The 16,214-nt window shown below is 63.8% G+C and carries 18 protein-coding genes and 1 pseudogene; 7 read left to right on the forward strand and 12 right to left on the reverse strand.

Annotated elements, in window-relative coordinates; translation table 11 throughout:
* Positions 1–59: 59 nt before the first annotated feature.
* Positions 60–317, forward strand: coding sequence for a hypothetical protein (locus ACV7NQ_RS42785; protein WP_463364707.1), 258 nt, complete (start codon positions 60–62; stop codon positions 315–317).
* Between the two features lie 54 nt (positions 318–371).
* Here ACV7NQ_RS42785 and ACV7NQ_RS42790 read toward each other — a convergent pair whose 3' ends face one another.
* The gene (locus ACV7NQ_RS42790) at positions 372–542 is read right to left on the reverse strand and encodes a hypothetical protein (protein WP_463364708.1); all 171 of its coding nucleotides are present in this window, start codon (positions 540–542) and stop codon (positions 372–374) included.
* 30 nt (positions 543–572) lie between these two features.
* Between ACV7NQ_RS42790 and ACV7NQ_RS42795 the strand changes: the two are divergent.
* A pseudogene (locus ACV7NQ_RS42795) lies at positions 573–905 on the forward strand (transposase); the annotation flags it as partial.
* Positions 906–1,345: 440 nt separating this feature from the next.
* Here ACV7NQ_RS42795 and ACV7NQ_RS42800 read toward each other — a convergent pair.
* The 3 genes from ACV7NQ_RS42800 to ACV7NQ_RS42810 all read right to left on the reverse strand — a co-directional run bounded on the left by ACV7NQ_RS42800 (position 1,346) and on the right by ACV7NQ_RS42810 (position 4,337).
* Positions 1,346–1,732, reverse strand: coding sequence for a hypothetical protein (locus tag ACV7NQ_RS42800; RefSeq protein ID WP_463364709.1), 387 nt, complete (start codon positions 1,730–1,732; stop codon positions 1,346–1,348).
* 189 nt (positions 1,733–1,921) lie between these two features.
* Complete coding sequence (locus ACV7NQ_RS42805) at positions 1,922–3,166, reverse strand: IS701 family transposase (RefSeq protein WP_463366027.1); 1,245 nt, start codon at positions 3,164–3,166, stop codon at positions 1,922–1,924.
* A gap of 823 nt (positions 3,167–3,989) precedes the next feature.
* Positions 3,990–4,337: a histone-like nucleoid-structuring protein Lsr2 gene (locus ACV7NQ_RS42810; RefSeq protein WP_463366028.1), complete on the reverse strand. Its 348-nt coding sequence runs from the start codon at positions 4,335–4,337 to the stop codon at positions 3,990–3,992.
* Between the two features lie 753 nt (positions 4,338–5,090).
* Between ACV7NQ_RS42810 and ACV7NQ_RS42815 the strand changes: the two genes are divergently transcribed.
* Complete coding sequence (locus ACV7NQ_RS42815; protein WP_463364710.1) at positions 5,091–5,684, forward strand: recombinase family protein; 594 nt, start codon at positions 5,091–5,093, stop codon at positions 5,682–5,684.
* A 20-nt stretch (positions 5,685–5,704) separates the two neighbouring features.
* Here the strand turns inward: ACV7NQ_RS42815 and ACV7NQ_RS42820 are convergent, their stop codons facing one another.
* Both ACV7NQ_RS42820 and ACV7NQ_RS42825 read right to left on the reverse strand, forming a co-directional pair.
* Entirely contained in the window at positions 5,705–6,790 is a 1,086-nt protein-coding gene (locus ACV7NQ_RS42820; RefSeq protein WP_463364711.1) for an IS110 family RNA-guided transposase, read from the reverse strand.
* Between the two features lie 333 nt (positions 6,791–7,123).
* Positions 7,124–7,831 (reverse strand): transposase, encoded by a 708-nt coding sequence (locus ACV7NQ_RS42825; RefSeq protein ID WP_463364712.1) that lies wholly within the window; start codon positions 7,829–7,831, stop codon positions 7,124–7,126.
* On the opposite strand from ACV7NQ_RS42825, the gene ACV7NQ_RS42830 reads away from it, so the two are divergent.
* From ACV7NQ_RS42830 to ACV7NQ_RS42845, 4 genes are read left to right on the forward strand one after another with little or no spacing between them, the layout of a single operon-like run.
* Complete coding sequence (locus ACV7NQ_RS42830) at positions 7,737–9,047, forward strand: tyrosine-type recombinase/integrase (RefSeq protein WP_463364713.1); 1,311 nt, start codon at positions 7,737–7,739, stop codon at positions 9,045–9,047. The two genes, ACV7NQ_RS42825 and ACV7NQ_RS42830, sit on opposite strands and share 95 nt — an antisense overlap.
* On the forward strand, positions 9,044–9,970 hold the full coding sequence (locus ACV7NQ_RS42835) for a tyrosine-type recombinase/integrase (protein WP_463362868.1): 927 nt from the start codon (positions 9,044–9,046) through the stop codon (positions 9,968–9,970). Before ACV7NQ_RS42830 ends, ACV7NQ_RS42835 begins: the two co-directional genes overlap by 4 nt.
* A complete protein-coding gene (locus ACV7NQ_RS42840; protein ID WP_463362869.1) occupies positions 9,967–10,545 on the forward strand; it encodes a tyrosine-type recombinase/integrase in 579 nt (192 codons plus the stop codon). The genes ACV7NQ_RS42835 and ACV7NQ_RS42840 overlap by 4 nt, the downstream gene beginning before the upstream one ends.
* Positions 10,546–10,556: 11 nt before the next feature.
* Positions 10,557–10,955: a tyrosine-type recombinase/integrase gene (locus tag ACV7NQ_RS42845; RefSeq protein WP_463365886.1), complete on the forward strand. Its 399-nt coding sequence runs from the start codon at positions 10,557–10,559 to the stop codon at positions 10,953–10,955.
* A 129-nt stretch (positions 10,956–11,084) separates the two neighbouring features.
* Here ACV7NQ_RS42845 and ACV7NQ_RS42850 read toward each other — a convergent pair whose 3' ends face one another.
* The 6 genes from ACV7NQ_RS42850 to ACV7NQ_RS42875 all read right to left on the reverse strand — a co-directional run bounded on the left by ACV7NQ_RS42850 (position 11,085) and on the right by ACV7NQ_RS42875 (position 16,173).
* Positions 11,085–11,471 (reverse strand): group II intron maturase-specific domain-containing protein, encoded by a 387-nt coding sequence (locus tag ACV7NQ_RS42850; RefSeq protein ID WP_463366029.1) that lies wholly within the window; start codon positions 11,469–11,471, stop codon positions 11,085–11,087.
* A gap of 296 nt (positions 11,472–11,767) precedes the next feature.
* Complete coding sequence (locus ACV7NQ_RS42855) at positions 11,768–13,042, reverse strand: IS4 family transposase (RefSeq protein ID WP_463365544.1); 1,275 nt, start codon at positions 13,040–13,042, stop codon at positions 11,768–11,770.
* Between the two features lie 86 nt (positions 13,043–13,128).
* On the reverse strand, positions 13,129–13,485 hold the full coding sequence (locus tag ACV7NQ_RS42860; protein ID WP_463364714.1) for a reverse transcriptase domain-containing protein: 357 nt from the start codon (positions 13,483–13,485) through the stop codon (positions 13,129–13,131).
* On the reverse strand, positions 13,427–14,104 hold the full coding sequence (locus tag ACV7NQ_RS42865; RefSeq protein ID WP_463364715.1) for a reverse transcriptase domain-containing protein: 678 nt from the start codon (positions 14,102–14,104) through the stop codon (positions 13,427–13,429). The genes ACV7NQ_RS42860 and ACV7NQ_RS42865 overlap by 59 nt, the downstream gene beginning before the upstream one ends.
* Positions 14,105–14,224: 120 nt before the next feature.
* The gene (locus tag ACV7NQ_RS42870; protein ID WP_463364716.1) at positions 14,225–15,298 is read right to left on the reverse strand and encodes a group II intron reverse transcriptase/maturase; all 1,074 of its coding nucleotides are present in this window, start codon (positions 15,296–15,298) and stop codon (positions 14,225–14,227) included.
* Positions 15,299–15,336: 38 nt separating this feature from the next.
* Positions 15,337–16,173 (reverse strand): transposase family protein, encoded by an 837-nt coding sequence (locus ACV7NQ_RS42875; RefSeq protein WP_463364717.1) that lies wholly within the window; start codon positions 16,171–16,173, stop codon positions 15,337–15,339.
* Positions 16,174–16,214 lie beyond the last annotated feature (41 nt).

Consider the following 16,214-nt stretch of genomic DNA (forward strand, 5'->3'; position numbering starts at 1 on the left):
GCACCCGACACACCCGCCGGTCGTGAACCCGCAGGCACGCTCGCCGCAGGGGGAGCTTCGTGGCGCAGCAGCCCGATTCGGAGCGACGGACCAAGGTAGCGGGGAGAACTACCGCGATGGACGACAGCGGCTCGATGGACGAGGAAGAGGAATGGGAGCTGCTCGGCGACCTCACCGAGCAGCATCCACATCGCGATACCTACCTCGACTGCGCGGCCTGCCACGGCGAAGGCGTCCTGGTCAAGATCGCCGAACTGGCCAACGGTGGCGAGTTGTGGCGATGTGGCGAATGCGGCGACGAAGAACTCATCGACTGAAAACAACCGCACCCGCCGGCCCACAGCCGATGGCTCCCGCGGCCCCGACCCTGGTCAGCTGGCGAGGTCGAGGAGATAGGTGGGCAGGTCGTTTTCGGCGGCGCCGCGCAGTAGCAGGTCGGCCTCGCCCTGGGCTTGCTGGGCCTGGAGCGCCTGTTGGCGGGCGCGAGCTCGACCGCTCGTCGGCGCCGCTGCGCGCGTGGATCGCCAGCTGCCGATTTGCATGACGGTCGATCAAACGCTGCGGCGATGAGCGAACTGCTCGACCTGCACGGCACCACGCTGCGAGACATTCCCAGTGCCGGTCCTGTGATGGCCGCCCGGATCATCGGCCGCACATGCCGTGCAAGCAGATTCGCGACCGCGACCGCCTATGCCAACTACACCGGCACCGCACCCGTCGAGATCGCCAGCGCCGAACCCTCTCGTCATCGTCTGTCCCGCTACGGCGATCGAGAACTCAACTCCGCGTTGCATACCATCGCGATGATCCAGATCCGGATGCGCGGCAGTGCAGGACGCAGCTACTACGACAAGAAGATCACCCGAGGAAAGTCACCGAAAGCAGCCAAACGCTGTCTCAAACGACCCACTTGATCAGCCGAAATACGGCAATATTCAGGGATGCACAGGTATTGAACTGGGGACAAATCTGGAGTAAATTATTTATTACACCGGAATACCGGAGAGAGTTGAACGTGTCGGCGAAGGCGTCTGTCGACTCCAGTGACTTTTATCCAGGCTCTGGCCAGGCCCCCGGCAAGCCAGTCGAACACCGGAGTCGTTAGTGACGACTGAGATTCATGGTGTTGATGGAGACTACCGGGGACTGTGTTGTGTGGGGGTATTCGCCCGGTTGTATTTGTCAAGCGGCTTCAACGTGGTAGGTCAGTTCGTTCCGGGTTGTGCGTCGTTCGTCTCGGATCACGGTTCGCCAGCACAGGTCGGCCAGGCGTCGTTTGGTAGCTACTCAGCTGGTTGCGTAGCTGCTGGTCAGCTGGCTGGTGTTTGAATCGGCGTGTCGCGCTTTATGTTTGCCGGATCTCATCGATCGGGCATTCCACGACCCGCCCGGTCACTTGGTGGATCTCCACCTTGTGTCGGATCTCCAGGAACAGGAAGTAGACACGCAGTGCTCGCGAACGTGCCTGTCTGGTGCCCTTGGCCGCACTCCGCAGCACCGTGCCGAAATACGCGTTGGCGTCGGGCGGTTCCATCTCCCACAACGGCCGACCGAACCAGACTCGGATCTGCTCGAGATTGACCACGTCGGAGACGATGGTGGCGTCGGCCAACCCGGCCGCTGCCCGAGCCAAGACGAACCCGGCGAAGACGTCGGTCTCCAGCGCGGCCAGCTCGTCCGGTCCGGCCGCAGCACGCGCCTCACGCAGATCTCGTACGACCGCCAGGCTCAAACTGGGCCCCCTCGCCTTCACTGATCCAGCAAGACCAGTGATGGCAACGATAGAGCTTCAGGAATCCTGAGACACCCTCAATCGACAAACCCATCCCAAACCCAAGGAGTAGCCCCAGGTCCTGGGACTACACAGCCAGCAGAGACCCCGGCTAACTCTAGTACTCCAGTCGTAGTTCGTGACGTACCGTCAGGTCTGTTGTGATCGTCGCTGGTAGTGGCATTGTTTGGCTCGGTGTTGGTGTCGTCGACGCCAGATTGATCGGCGTATCCGGAAGGCGAGGTCGGCGACGGCGGTGAGCGGGTTCCTCGGCAAGAGAGCTTGGATTTCGTTGCGGATCAACGCGATCAGGTCTGGCGCGGCAGGGTGGGTGGTGTTTTCGGTGATCGCGGTGATAGTCAGGAATGCCAGTGCGAGCATGGCCAGGATGGTCCAGCGCCGCCAGGAAGTCCACGAGGTGACCTGGTGCTCGTCCAGGCCGGCCAGCCCTTTTCCGGATTGGAAATCTTCCTCCACGGTCCACCTGCGACCGGCGACGGTGACGAGTTGGGGCAGAGTCACCGGTTGCGGGGCCCAGCACCGGTAGTACGCCATTTCCCCGGTCGCCCGGTTGTGTCGGACCAGCAGCCATCGGTGACCTGAGGCGTCGGGGTCGGCGTCGATGTCCATCCATGCCCAGTGGTACAGGCGGGCGCCTTTCGCGCCGTCACCGGCCGAGAGGCACTGCCAGGCGCTGCATGGTAGTGCCGCAGCGGCGGTGTCGGCGCGCAGGTCCCCGGCAGCGGTGTGCACGCGGCGGTTGGCACCGATCGCGAGAACGTAACCGACACCGCGGATTTCGAGTTCTGCCCGCAATTTCGGGTCGGCGCCGTAGACCTCGTCACCGGCGACCCAGCCCAGCGCTACGCCGGCGTCGAGGGTTCGGGTGATCATCCGCTGCGCCAGGGCGGGTTTGGTGACCAGCACCGCCTCGCCGGCGGGGATACCGGCCTCGGTGCACCGGTCCGGGGCGTCGGTCCAGGATTTCGGCAGATACAACTCGCGGTCGATGAGCGTGTGCCCTCGTGTGGTGGAGTAGGTCAAATACACTGCGACTTGGGCGTTTTCGATGCGTCCGGCAGTGCCGGTGTACTGCCGCTGCACACCGGCGGTCATGGCGCCCTTCTTCAGGTCACCGGTCTCGTCGATCACCGCGATCACCTGATCGGTACCGAGATGGTCCACAACATGATCACGCAGGTCGTCGCGGACCGCATCTTCATCCCACTTCGCCCGCGACAGCAAATGCTGCATGGCATAAGGGGTTTCGTGACCTGTGTGTTCGGACAAAGTCCAGCAGTTCTTGTTCGGAAGCTTCGCTGCCAGCCCCGCCACCATCGCTCGCGCGGTCTTGCGAGGTTCCACGCGGCGGAAACAGCCCGCGATCCGCGCCATCAACCCGTCCAAACCCTCGTCCCACCGCGCAGGGTCTACGCTGCAGGCAGCGGCCACCGCCGATTCGGTTGTATTGCACACACAGTCAACACGAACACGCGGTGGCCGCCCTCGTCCAACTCGGCCACGCGAATCCCCCTGCCCTGCAAATCATCACCCCGAAACAGACCACTCGGCACGGTAACGATCTACAACTGGAGTACTAGGGATATTTAATAGGAAAAGGGCCTGCAAACTACGGGCACCTCGCTGCACGGCCTACCCAACCGTTGAGATCACCGGCTTGCCACGGCACCTGAAATGCGCTGGCGGACATCCCATCAGCGGCATGAGAGTGCATTGGCGACGGCCCTCGGGGCTGGAGTAGGCGGCGGATGTGGTCCGTCGGCCCAGTTCCAGTAGCCCGCGTCGGCAGTCGCGGCCACGTAGTCCTCGAACGGCCCGGCCGACCAGCCGGCCGAGGGCTTGTTCTACGCCGTTGGAGAGCGCCGCGCCGCGGTCGTAGCGGATGGCCACGAGGAGGTCTGTGAGCAGTCGCGCAACACCGCGGGGACGCCGTTGGCGACCCACTGCTCGACGAAGACCTCGGGGTCGAGGTCGGCGTAACGGGTCGTGCGCCCGAAATGGCCGCCTGCCCAACAGGTTCGGGCATGTGATCACACCATCGCGAGGTTCGATCACCTGTTGCTCGTCTGAGCCCATCCTCAGATGGCCCATCCATGCCCGACCCCGCTTCCCCTCCGGGCCGGATCTGCGGTTCAGCCAGCGGCGTGACGTACCCCCAATACACGGCGGGTACGTGCAGACATCGTTGACGCGAGACCTACCCCGCAGGTTGAAGGTTCTCCTTGTTGTACCGCTCGACAACCTCGGCCGAGATCCGACCACGACCCGACACCGTGAGCCCCTTCTTACGCGCCCAGTCGCGGATCGCCGCCGTCTGCTCCCGATCGCTTGCCGTCCCGGCGAAGCCGCGCTTGCCCCTCGGCACACGACCCACCCTGCGGGCGTCCGGCGTCCACTGCTCGAAGACACCCCGCAGCCGACTTCCATTCAGCACAGAAAGGTCGATCTCGTAAGTCACGCCGTCGATCGCGAACACCACCGTTTCTTCAGCAGGCGATTCGCCATCATAGTCATCGACCATCGTGACAACGACCTTGCGTGCCATGGAGATCCTTTCGAAACGAAAGAGAATGTGCGGATACAGGTTCAGACGATAGCAGCCGGCATCTATGCCAGAATTGTTGCGCCGGAATGCCTCGCCGACACCCTCGCTGATGCTGTCCAGCAGCATGGCTCGCCTTCGGGCCTACAGACAACCATGTCCGAAGCTACTTCCAGCTACCTCCTGAGTTGGCATCAAATCCGTCTCTCCAGCAACTGAACACACCACAACACGCTGACGGTTCGGCTTGACCGCAACGCCCCGGCGAATTAGATTCGACGCCACTCGAACACCCGCAAGTGTCATCAGTGTCGTGAATCTGCGCCCGAATCCCCCCTCGCACACAACAACCCGACATCTACCCCACACTCGCCAGCATGTCGGATCCATGGAGACGCGACCATAGTCACCGGCCGACGGCCAGTGATATCCGCTGGTGCAGTAGGCCGCCGGGAGCAGTGCGCCACAAGAGAGCGGCCGCCATCACTCCCGCATAATTCTCGCGGAGCACCCCCCCGTCCGCGTCCACAAACCCCCGTGTACCGGCCGGACGACGATCCTTGCTGATCACCACCGCCGCTTCTCATGATCAAACATGGACAACGCACCTGCCGCGAATACGCTGGGGCCGAATCACTCCCGGCAACCAGCCACAAATCCACACCTATCGGCCACCTTCGACATCATCCACATCGCCGGTGAACCAGGACGACGCCTGAACATCCTGCAAGCACACGCGATCCGGGAGGTACTGCAATGGACGACCCCACACGCTCAAACGGGACAAACGGCGACCTCACCCCTGCACCATCGACGGTGACCATCGAAGACCTGATCGCCCGACTCACCCCCACCAACCCAAACCAGATCGCACCCATCATCCGCGCCGCCTTCGTCGGCAGGACCTCCACCGACGACAACCAAGACCCCACCCTGTCCATCCCCCGCCAAGTCACCACCTGCCAAACCAAACTCGCAGGCCTCCCCGTCCAAGTCGTGACCGTGGCCTACTACTGGGACATCGAAACCGGGCGCCTCGACCTCGACCAACGCGGACACGGCACCTCACACGAAAAGTTCAACATCCCCGTCCCCCGCGACGGCGGAATCACCGACCTCCTCACCGCCGCTACATCCCCGCAGCCCGCCTTCGATGTCGTTATCGCCGAACAAATCTCACGCACCGCCCGCGACACCCGAGCCAGCGTGGAGTTCGAATACAGGCTCAAACAACACGACATCCAACTCTGGTGCGCCAACGAACCCATCGACATCACCACCGGCGACCCCGCCGCCGAGTGTCCGGCTTCGATCGCACCAGAGTCGGAATCGTGTCGATCAGCTTGCTGACGAGGATGCTCCTATGGATGTCAAGTGGCGGGTTCGGTGGTGATGAGCTGGTAGAGCTCGCGGGCGAGGTAGCGTTTGAGGCATCGGATGATTTCTTTCTTGGACATGCCTTGTTTGGTGCGTCGTTCGGCGTAGGCGCGGGTGCGGGGATCCCAGCGCAGGCGGCAGAGCACGACGCGGTAGAGGGCGGCGTTGGCGTTGCGGTCACCGCCGCGGTTGAGTCGGTGCCGGTTGGTTTTGCCGGACGAGGCCGGGATCGGAGCGACGCCGCAGAGCATGGCGAACGCGGCCTCCGAACGCAGCCGGTTGTGGTTTTCCCCGGCGGTGACCAGTAGCTGGCCGGCGGTGTCGGTGCCGACACCGTTGGCGGCGATCAGGTGTGGGTTGATAGCGGTCACGAGCGGGTGCAGTAACTCGTCGAGGTCGCTGATCTCGACGGTGAGTTGCTGGTGGCGGCGAGCCAGCGAGCGCAGCGCGATCTTCGTGGCGGTGACCGGTGACGCGGTGTCGGCCCGGTCGGGCCGTAGTCGCGCGCAGGTGCTGATGAGTTCGGTGTCGGATAGTCCACGCAGCCGCTGACGCAGTTCGTCGGCAGCGGTGACGATCAAGGCCTTGATGCGGCGTTGCGTGTCGGCGCGTTGGTCGACCGCGGAGCGGCGGGCCACGCGCAGGTTGCGCAGGGCTTCGATGCGCCCGTCACGGTGTTTCGGTGTGGCGGTGCGGTTTTCGGCTAAAGCCGTTCTCGCGGCTTGGATGGCATCGATCGGGTCGGACTTGCCCTGGAATCGGCGCGTTTTGCGATCAGGGCGATCCACCTCCATCACGTCCACGTCGTGATCGCGCAGCAGGCGAGCCAGTCCGGCACCGTAGGCGCCGGTGCCTTCGACACCGACGCGGACCAAGCGCCCGAACCGTTGCATCCACACCAGCAGTGCGGCATAACCGGTCGCGTCGGCGGGGAACACCGCTGTGCCGAGTACGCGGCCGATCAGGTCGATCACCGCCGCGGTGTGGGTGTCTTGGTGGGTGTCGACCCCACCTGCGACCTCGATCACCGGGTCGTGTTCGCCGATCACCGGGTCGTGTTCGTGTGTAATGGAGAGCATCGCCGTCCTGTGCTCGTAGCGAAGTGGGCAGGGCGGCACGCACCAGCCGCACGAACGGACAAGACAGAGACGGGTCTGCTGCAACAGGCTCCTATGAAGTCACCAACGCCGCGTCCGGTGCGTGCACGGGAGCCCCGCGGCAGACCGACCGACAGATCTCGCCCAAGACACCGAGGTCAGTCTTACGAAGAGTCAGGACGGCTACCGCGGGGCTCCCCTACATACTCTCTGTCAGGTGGGAAGTGGTACGGATCGTTGCGCACGTTCACCTCAACGCATATCGAGCGGAGTAACTGGGAGGGCGCTCGGTACTATACGCCGCCCCCGCCCTACTCACTGGCACCCTGTATGAGCTTGAGTGAGACGTGGTGATCGCTCGTTTACGGCGGATAGTCGCACACAGATCATCGCCTCGTCCCCGTTTCCCTGTCGGCCGCATCCGCACCCAGCCACTGCTCCAGCGCCGCCACAAACGAGTACGGCCACCCCGGAATCATTTGCGCCTGTCCCTTGCCGCGTCCGTAGGTGTGGGGAGAACAACCGGTCCGGGCTGGTCGCGGCATCTGGCCGCAACCAGTTGCTGACATCGATGGCCAACACGATCCGACCGTCGTCACAACGCGGAATCTGTTGGGCCGCTACAATATTGCGAAACCTGGCGATATCGATCCGACCATGGTTCACGCCGTCGTAGAGCGCACCATGGCCGCGTCGATGCTCAGCGGCCAGAGATAACTCGACCAGCGAGGTGACCGGGCCATCCGCACACAACACTGGTGAGGTAGGCCCCGGACGCGGTGCCGATGTTGCCATCGGCCCGTTTCCCGGAACCCCTCCCGAACCCGGCGTATGCGTCTCCCCGCTATGCCGAACTCGGCATAGCGGGGAATATCCCGAGCCCCGGATTATGCCGAGTGGATGATCATTCCTGCTGGTGATGGCCTGAATGCTGGGTCGCGGTTCGGCATATTCCGGTCGGCTGATCGGGTTGATGCTGGTTTCACCGGAACAGGGTGTCCCGGTGAAGGAGGCGTGGATCATGAACAGGCCGTCACCGTGGCGGGTGGGTGTGTCGGGGCCGCTGCAGGTGTATGTCGCGGGGTTCCGTACGGACCTGCTCGAGCTGGGGTATTCGGAGCGGTCGTGTGCTGAGCACCTGCTGCGGATGGCTCACCTGAGCAGTTGGCTGGCCGAGATCGGTTTGCCGCCTGAGGAATTGGTGATGCCGCAGGTCGAGCGATTCCTGGAGGTTCGTAGGGACCGTAGTTGGGTCGACCGGACGTTGACGGTGAAGGGGATGCAGCCGCTGCTCGATCATTTGCGCGGCGTCGGTGTCGTGCCTGCGGCGGAGCCGGTGCAGCGCCTTTGTGGTGGGCGGGACCTGGTGATCGAGCAGTTCGTTGCCTATCTGGTCGCCGAGCGCGGGTTGGCGGCGTCGACTGTCGGTAACTACCGCAAGGTCGCCGAGCGGTTCCTGGGCGAATGTCATTGGGAGCCGGGTGATCCGGCGTTCCTGTCGGGTGGGTCGGTGAACGCTTTCGTGCTGGGTGAGGCTTCCCGGCGCAACAGGGGATCGTTGAACACGGTGACCACCGGATTGCGGGCGTTGCTGAGATTCCTGTATCTCCACGCGCATACGTCCGCCCTGCTGGTGGACGCGGTCCCGGTCGCGCCGAGCTGGCGTGATCAGGGTGTGGTGCGTGCCGTGCCCGCCGACCATGTCGCCGGGATGCTCTCCTGTTGTGATCGGCGAACCCGCGTCGGGCTGCGGGACTACGCCGTCCTCGAGGTACTTGCAAGGCTGGGTTTGCGGCGGTCGGAAGTGGCCGGCCTGACCGTGGACGATATTCGCTGGCGCGCCGGGGAATTGATGGTAACGGGCAAGGGTAACCGGCGTGAAGCGCTGCCGGTGCCGGTCGATGTCGGCGAAGCGATCGCCGATTACTGCCGTGACGGCAGACGAGGCGGTGGCTCCCGCAGCCTGTTCCTGGGCTCGCTGGCGCCGTGGGAGCCGTTGTCGCCCAGCGGTGTCAGCCAGATCGTGGCCCGCGCCTGCACCCGCGCCGGGTTACCGGTTGTCGGCGCGCATCGGTTGCGTCACACGGCGGCCACCGAGATGCGTGCCGCCGGCGCACCGCTGCTGGAAATCGGGCAGGTGCTTCGGCACCGGAACACGGCCACCACCATGCTCTACGCCCGTGAGGACATGACCGCGTTGCGAGTGGTCGCCCGCTCATGGCCTGGGAGCCGGAAATGAGTCCCGAACTGCATGCCCGCGTCGATGAATACCTGCGGATCCGGCGGGGGCTGGGGTTCAAACTCGACGACCACGCCCGTCTGCTGCCGGCGTTCATCACTCATCTCGAACGCACCGGCGCGTCCATGCCGACCGTTGAGGCTGCATTGGATTGGGCCACCGGACCCCAAGGGGTTCAACCGTTTCGCTGGAAACAGCGGCTGACCGTCGTGCGTGGTTTCCTGCGCTGGCTGCACGGTATCGACCCGGCGGTGCCGGTGCCGCCGCGTGATCTGCTGGCCTATCGGCGCCGGCGCCCGACACCGTATGTGATGTCGGCCGACGACATCACTGCCCTTCTGGACGCGGCGGCTAGGCGGCCCCGGCTGTTGAGCGCGGCGACCTACTACACGTTGTTCGGGCTGCTGGCCGTGACCGGCATGCGGGTGGGCGAAGCCGTGGGGTTGGACATCGATGATGTCGATCTCGACGCTGCGGTGATCACGATCCGCCAGACCAAGTATCGCAAGCAGCGGCGCATCCCGGTGCACGCCACAACCGTTGCGGCACTGCGCGATTACACGCAGGTGCGTCGACGCTTGTGTCCGCGTCCGGCAGCGCGGTGCTTCTTCGTGTCCAGCCGTGCCGGGCGGATCACCACCCGCCGGGCTAATGCGATGTTCGCCCGCATCGTCGCCGCGGCCGGGCTGGCGCCCCACAACGGGGCACTGCCCCGCGTCCACGACCTGCGGCACAGCTTCACCGTCGCAACGTTGATCGACTGGTATCGCGACGACGCGGACGTCGCCGCCCGGATGCCGTCGCTGTCGGCCTACCTCGGTCACGTCGGACCGTCGTCGACCTACTGGTATCTGCAGGCCACCCCGGAGCTGCTGGCGGTGGCCGGGCAATGGCTCCAACAGCATCGAGGACAACGGCCATGACCGCCCTGGCACCCACCCTCGAAGCGTTCTTCACTCACCGGCTGACGGTTCAACGTGACGCCAGCCCGCACACCATCACCGCCTACCGCGATACCCTGCGGCTGCTGCTTGTCTTCGCCCGCGACCACACCGGCAAACAGCCATCGGTGCTCGACGTCGCTGACATCGACGCGCCCCTGGTCGCCGCGTTCCTCACGCACCTGGAAACCGAACGCGGCAACAGCATCTCCACCCGCAACGCCCGGCTCACCGCCATCCACTCCCTGTTCCGCTACGCCGCACTGCAGCATCCCGAACATGCCGAACAGATCCAGCGAGTGCTGGCCATCCCCGCCAAACGCCACGACCAGAAAATCGTCTGCTACCTGGCCCGAGACGAGATCGACGCGCTGCTGGCAGCTCCCGGCACCGACACCTGGTTCGGCCGGCGAGACCAGGCCCTGCTCACGCTGGCGGTCCAGACCGGCATACGGGTCTCGGAAATAACCCGACTCGTCCGCACCGATCTTCACCTCGGCGGCGGCGCTCACGTCCGCTGCCACGGCAAGGACGCAAAGAACGCGCCACACCCCTGACCAGCCACACCATCACCGCACTCACCAACTGGCTTCACGAAAACGACTGTGGTCCCACCGATCCCGTCTTCCCCACCCGCCGCGGGCACCCCCTGAGCACCGACGCGGTCGCCTCGCTGCTGACCAAACACACCGCCACCGCGGCCCAGCAATGCCCATCACTGCACGTCAAACATGTCACACCCCACACCCTGCGCCACACCGCTGCCATGCAGCTGCTCCACAGCGGCGTCGACACCTCCGTCATCGCGCTCTGGCTCGGTCACGAAAGCGTCGAGACCACCCAGATCTACCTGCACGCCGACCTTGCCCTGAAGGAGAAAGCTCTCGCCCGGATCGCCCCGCCCTCAACACCACCCGGACGCTATCGGCCCAACGACACCCTGCTCGCCTTCCTCGAAGCACTCTGAATATGCCGAGCCCGCGACCACCACCATCACAGTGACCTGCGACTATGCCGAGCAGCTACGGTCCACTCGGCATAATCCGGGGCTCGGGATATTCCACATACCGGGCTCTCCACGTGTCTTGGCCGCTGGTCAGCTGCTCGTGGCGGCTGCCGGTTTCAGTGTCCACGGGGTCGCGATGACGCTGCCGCGGTAGCGGTAGCGGGTCACTGCGACGCTGGAGGCGCCGGTGAATACGACCCCGTTGTGGGCGAACCTCCACCCGGTGTCGCAGAAGCGGCGTCGGAGTTCTTTCATGGACAGGCCGGTCTTGCCCGCGTACTTGGCCCTCGTCCAGCGCATCAGTCGATTCCACGTGTGGGAGTCGATCGCGGTGAAGGTGGCCTTGGACGCTCCGTGCCTGAAGTAGTTCGCCCACCCCGCCAGAGACCTGTTCACACCGAGGATCAGTTCGTCGAGGTCCATGTGGCGGGTCGACCTGTATGTTTTCACGTTCACCTTGTCCTTGACCGACTGGATCGCCTTCTTGGACGGCTTGGTGTAGACGCAATGCCGCTTAGCTCGCCCCCTGTAGAGCTGTGACCGGCGGTTTTGCGGATGGTCGTCGTTGTGTCGGCGTGATGCAGCTTTGGTTGGCCAGCCGGATGGTAGCGGGTCCGGTGTGACGGGTTCCCTTGTCTGCCTTGCGTTTTACTCGGAAGCTGTTGTGTCTGGCGCGTTTGACGACGCGGGGGTAGGAGCGGTGGCGGCGGGGGTTGAGGTGGCGTTTTGCGGTGATCTGTTCGGCGAGTTCGGTGTGGAGCTCGAGTTGGCGGTCAGGGGGAAAAACCGTCCGGGCCTGCGATGGTGTCGCGGGCGAGTCGGACGGTCTGGGTGAACTTCACGCGGTCGGGATCGATGCCGGTCTCGACCGCGGCCCGGCAGATCAGCGAGCAGATCGCGTAGTGGGCGATGAGGAATCCGTATATTTCCTGGCGGACCATGTCCGGGGTTTGCGAGCGCAGGGTTTTGGCGGGGCCGCGGAGCTGCGTCTTGATTTGCCTGTTCGCGGCTTCGTGTTCCCAGCGTTGGTGATAGGCCTCGGCCAGGATCAGCGAGGGTGCCTCGTGCGGGTCGAGGATGGTGGTGAGCAGGCAGATCAGCTCACCGCCTTCGCCACGGTCGGTGATCTCGTACTCGATGACGCGGGCGAAACGAGTCCGGTCCCAGTCCAACTCCTCCCCGGCTATGGCCGCCTCCAGCAGCTCGGCCCGCATTTTCGCCGGGGTTTTGGGCGCGAAAAGCAGTGTCACATAGGAGCCGTCACCGAGGCGGTCCACGATCGGCAGGTCCATAATGTCACCGAGACGCCACAACAGGTCGGCGTCGGTGTCGGCGCCCTGGCACCACAGTTTGAAACTGTAGAACCCCTGGTCACACACCAACATCATGCCGGGTTCGAGTAACCAGATCAGTTCGGCCGCGGCGGTGCGTTCACCGGTGCCCTTGCCCACGACCGGCCCGATCACCGCGCCCAGGCTCACATGCGAGCCGCATTCGGTCAACGTCACCACCCGTGCCTGTGGCAACACTCCCTTGCTCGGTTTACCGAATTCCGTTGCGTTGGCCTCGGTGTCGGCCACGTCGAACACCATGCCATCAATCGAGACCAGCCTGCGTCGCGCGTAGAACGCGTCCAGGGTCAGCCGCGACGCCACCGGCACCGCGATCCGCTCGAACAGTGTTTTCATCGGCTCGAACCCCAGCCGCTGCCGGGCCTGGGTGATCCCACCCGAGGTCGGCAAACTCCACTTCGGATCCCAACAACGCCAAAGCCGCAGCGGCCCAACCAGTTTCCGCATCACCCCCTCGTAGTCCACACCTGCGAACAACGCCAACGCGACCACGAAATACATCACCAAATGCGGCGGCAACGTCCCACCACGACGCTTGGGCGCCTTGCCGTGCTCGGAAATCGCCATCTCCACCGCATCACGGTCCACCACAGCGGTCAACACACCCAACGACACCTGATCGATCAACGACACCGCACCCACATCCACCACGTCGGCGACGCTAACCCCAGCACCGACACGATCCGGCACCGACACGCCCAAAAACGCTCCACACCAACCAGTCTCACAGACCAACCAGCTGGCACTACATCGCAATCATGCCGATGACCTGCGAAAACACGTCAAGCTAAGTGGCATTGGGTGTAGACGCAGTACTTCGACGTCCCCCGCTTCCGCTGGCGGCGGATGTGGTGGCCGAGGAAGTCAAATCCCTCATCGATGTGGACCACAGCGGTCTTCTCCGGCGCCAGCCGCAGCCCCAACGGGGCGAGCACGGCCGACACTTCCTCCCGCAGTTCCTCGGCATGATGGCGGTTACCGAACACCACCAGGACGAAATCGTCACTGTAGCGAACGAGTCGCCAGATGCCTTGGCCTTTCCTCCTGCGCTTGGCCCGCTGATTCGCGTTTCCCATTTCGTCATGCCATTGCCGGTCGAAGTGATCGTCCAGCGCCGACAGCGCGATATTGGCGAGCAACGGCGAGAGAATCCCGCCTTATCCAATCTTCCAAGTATCCGGCTTGCAGCATGTTACGCAGCAACCGAAGGAAACGGCCATCGTGAATTCTTTCCGAGAGCACGGATAACACGATTTCGTGATCGAGCGATCCGAAGCAGTCGGCGATGTCGCCTTCAATGAACCATGTCGTGCCGGTCCAGCGACGCGTTATTTCCGACAATGCGATGTGACAGCCACGATTCGGCCGAAACCCATGCGACAGATCGGAGAACTGCGGCTCATAATACGCCTCCAAAAGCAGGCGGATCACTTCGCCGACAAGTTTATCCGACCAGGACGGCAGCCCCAGCGGCCTCTTCTTCCCATTCTTCTTGGGAATATAGGTGCGACGGACGGGCTTGAACCGGTAGCGCTCGTGACGCAACGCATCGATGATGCGTCCGATCTTGCCCAGGGACATGCCATCGACGGTCTCGCCGTCGGGTCCGGGCGTCATGGCCCCCTTGTTGGAATACAGACGCCCGTAGGCCAGCAGATACCACTGCGGGTTGAACAGTTGACGATAGAGTCGTTCCAGCGGCAGGCCGCGCCTTCCGCGTTCACGCAGGACACCCAGTACCGTTTCGGCTTCCCGCATCACGCGTACCTCCCGGCCCTCGGGTGTCCGATCACCTGGCCCAGCTGGGTAGGCCGTCGGCGAGGTGTCCGCGTGCGCGGCTCCTTTTCCGACGGCCCCCCTCCGAACCGGGCGTGCGACTTATGACCGCAGCCGGCTCTCCAGTGCCGTTTTCCTCGAATCCTGCCGGGTGGAACATCCGTTGTGGATGTCTTTGTGGCAGTCGCGACAGACGATAAGGGCTTTGCGGCGGCGTGATGCCATCTGCTTTGCCCAGTCGGGCTGCTCAGCCTCATTCTCCGAGGGGAGGTCGCTCAGTCGCCGAATGTGGTGCGCTTCGACGTCCGTGTATTTCTTGCAGAGTTCGCAGCGGCCGGTCATGAGCCGGTCGATGAGTTCTGCGGAGCGCTTCCTCCATACCGCCGGGAGTTCGTCTTTGAGGGTTACCCTCATGGTCCTGCGGGCCAACGATATTCCGCCCCACCGAGCGACCAGGGCTTTCTTTCCGTTCCCGCGTTCGACTTCGACCTGAAGTCCCCTTCGGGGACCGGCAGGCGTCTGCCAGGTGGACCGGTAACGGTTCCAGACCTTGGTGACGCTGATCTTGTTCTTATGTCCCAGCGTCTTGGTCAAAGACCGTTCCATAATCCATCTCAGCAGGCCGAGACGGTGCCGGTTGTAGGCCAGCTGGTAATACTCCGCGATGCCCCGGAACTCCGCCTGATAGCGCGCGACGATCCGGAAGTCCGAATCGTGCGCACGCGCGAGCAGAGCAGCAGGTTTACCGCGGCGCAGATAGGGTTTGCGTTTTCCCCGCACGACATCCATCGGCACTTTCAGGCCGATCTGCCCGTTGATCGAGCGGTGACCGTTCCGATCGCGCTTGGCGTCGTTGTGGTGGACCACGATTTCGTAGCCGAGAAATCGAGCGGCCTGTGTCCGCCCGTGGGTGATCAGGGTCTTCGGCTCGGACAGTTCCAGCTTCAAACGATCCCGCAGGAACCTACCGACCTGTTCCTTGATCAATTCGGCTTCCCGCCGTGTTCCGGAGAATCCCAGCAACCAATCGTCGGCATAGCGGATATAGTGCAGCCGGCGGAAACCCGGATCATTCGGGTCATGAGAGGGAAGTTGTTGCAGCTGACGACGCAACTGCCGCGCTTCCTCCCGTTGACCACGTTTCTCCAGCTTCCATGCTGCCTTGTGCACCCGCATATACGGCAGATACGGCCTGCGCCGGGCTCCCCGGAGCGTTATTCATAAGCCTCCGCGAAAAAGTGCAGTGCGACTATCGTTTTCAGGGCAGAGGGGAATTTGTGGACTGGCGCGCGGTAGCGGCCGCCTTCCTCGCTGAGCATGCGCCAGGTCTTCAGGTGAGCGACGGCTCGCTCCACCGCGGCCCGGATTCCGGAGAGTGCGGTATTGAACGCGGCCTGGCTCTCGTGCAGTTCGCGGCCCGGAGGTTTCTTGTAGGGCACCAGATCGATTCCGTCGACACCGACGTAACCGGAATCGGCGACAGTGTCGATCTCGGCGAGAAGGTCGGCGAGTCCGGAGGCGGCGTATGCGTGCGCGTCGTGTCGGGCGCCGTGCACGATCGTCATGCCGACCGCGACGAGCCTGCCGTCGAGGTAGGCGGCGATCTGGATGTTGAACCCCGGATACTGGGTTTTTCCGGAGAACAGGTCCGGGATCGCCGACCAGTCCCAGGTCGGGCAGATTGTGCCGTCCACCAGCACGGACCCGACTCCGATGACGTCGCGGGGGTTGGGAACGAACTCTTCGAGTACGTCAGCGATCACCGGTCGCAGCAGATCCCAGCGGCGGCTCACCGTGGACTGACTGATCCCGAAGAACGCGCCCGCGACATCCTGGACGAGGTTTCTGCGCATCAACGACACCACCAAAGCGACAGACCTGAACAAGCTCAACGCGTAAGGGCGACCGGCCGACTCGAACCCGCCGACGGTCTCGTGTACCCGGGCAGTCAGTTCCGTCAGTTGCCCATCGGTCAGCCCCGTAATAGCCTTGTACCGCAACGGCCCTCGTTCTCGCTCGTAGACTTCGTAACTCCACGAACTGAGATACATGAGGGCCGTTGCCAATTCGGCTGCGACGCGCCGACGTATCA

It is taken from the genome of Nocardia sp. Tas62D01 (genome assembly GCF_055232035.1).

Coding starts and splice junctions, on each gene's coding strand:
- ACV7NQ_RS42790 (WP_463364708.1), bottom strand. CDS start 542: ATGCAAATCGGCAGCTGGCGATCCACGCGCGCAGCGGCGCCGACGAGC.
- ACV7NQ_RS42805 (WP_463366027.1), bottom strand. CDS start 3,166: ATGGCGCGGATCGCGGGCTGTTTCCGCCGCGTGGAACCTCGCAAGACC.
- ACV7NQ_RS42810 (WP_463366028.1), bottom strand. CDS start 4,337: ATGGCACGCAAGGTCGTTGTCACGATGGTCGATGACTATGATGGCGAA.
- ACV7NQ_RS42815 (WP_463364710.1), top strand. CDS start 5,091: ATGGACGACCCCACACGCTCAAACGGGACAAACGGCGACCTCACCCCT.
- ACV7NQ_RS42820 (WP_463364711.1), bottom strand. CDS start 6,790: ATGCTCTCCATTACACACGAACACGACCCGGTGATCGGCGAACACGAC.
- ACV7NQ_RS42830 (WP_463364713.1), top strand. CDS start 7,737: ATGCTGGGTCGCGGTTCGGCATATTCCGGTCGGCTGATCGGGTTGATG.
- ACV7NQ_RS42825 (WP_463364712.1), bottom strand. CDS start 7,831: ATGATCCACGCCTCCTTCACCGGGACACCCTGTTCCGGTGAAACCAGC.
- ACV7NQ_RS42835 (WP_463362868.1), top strand. CDS start 9,044: ATGAGTCCCGAACTGCATGCCCGCGTCGATGAATACCTGCGGATCCGG.
- ACV7NQ_RS42840 (WP_463362869.1), top strand. CDS start 9,967: ATGACCGCCCTGGCACCCACCCTCGAAGCGTTCTTCACTCACCGGCTG.
- ACV7NQ_RS42865 (WP_463364715.1), bottom strand. CDS start 14,104: ATGCGGGAAGCCGAAACGGTACTGGGTGTCCTGCGTGAACGCGGAAGG.
- ACV7NQ_RS42870 (WP_463364716.1), bottom strand. CDS start 15,298: ATGCGGGTGCACAAGGCAGCATGGAAGCTGGAGAAACGTGGTCAACGG.
- ACV7NQ_RS42875 (WP_463364717.1), bottom strand. CDS start 16,173: ATGTATCTCAGTTCGTGGAGTTACGAAGTCTACGAGCGAGAACGAGGG.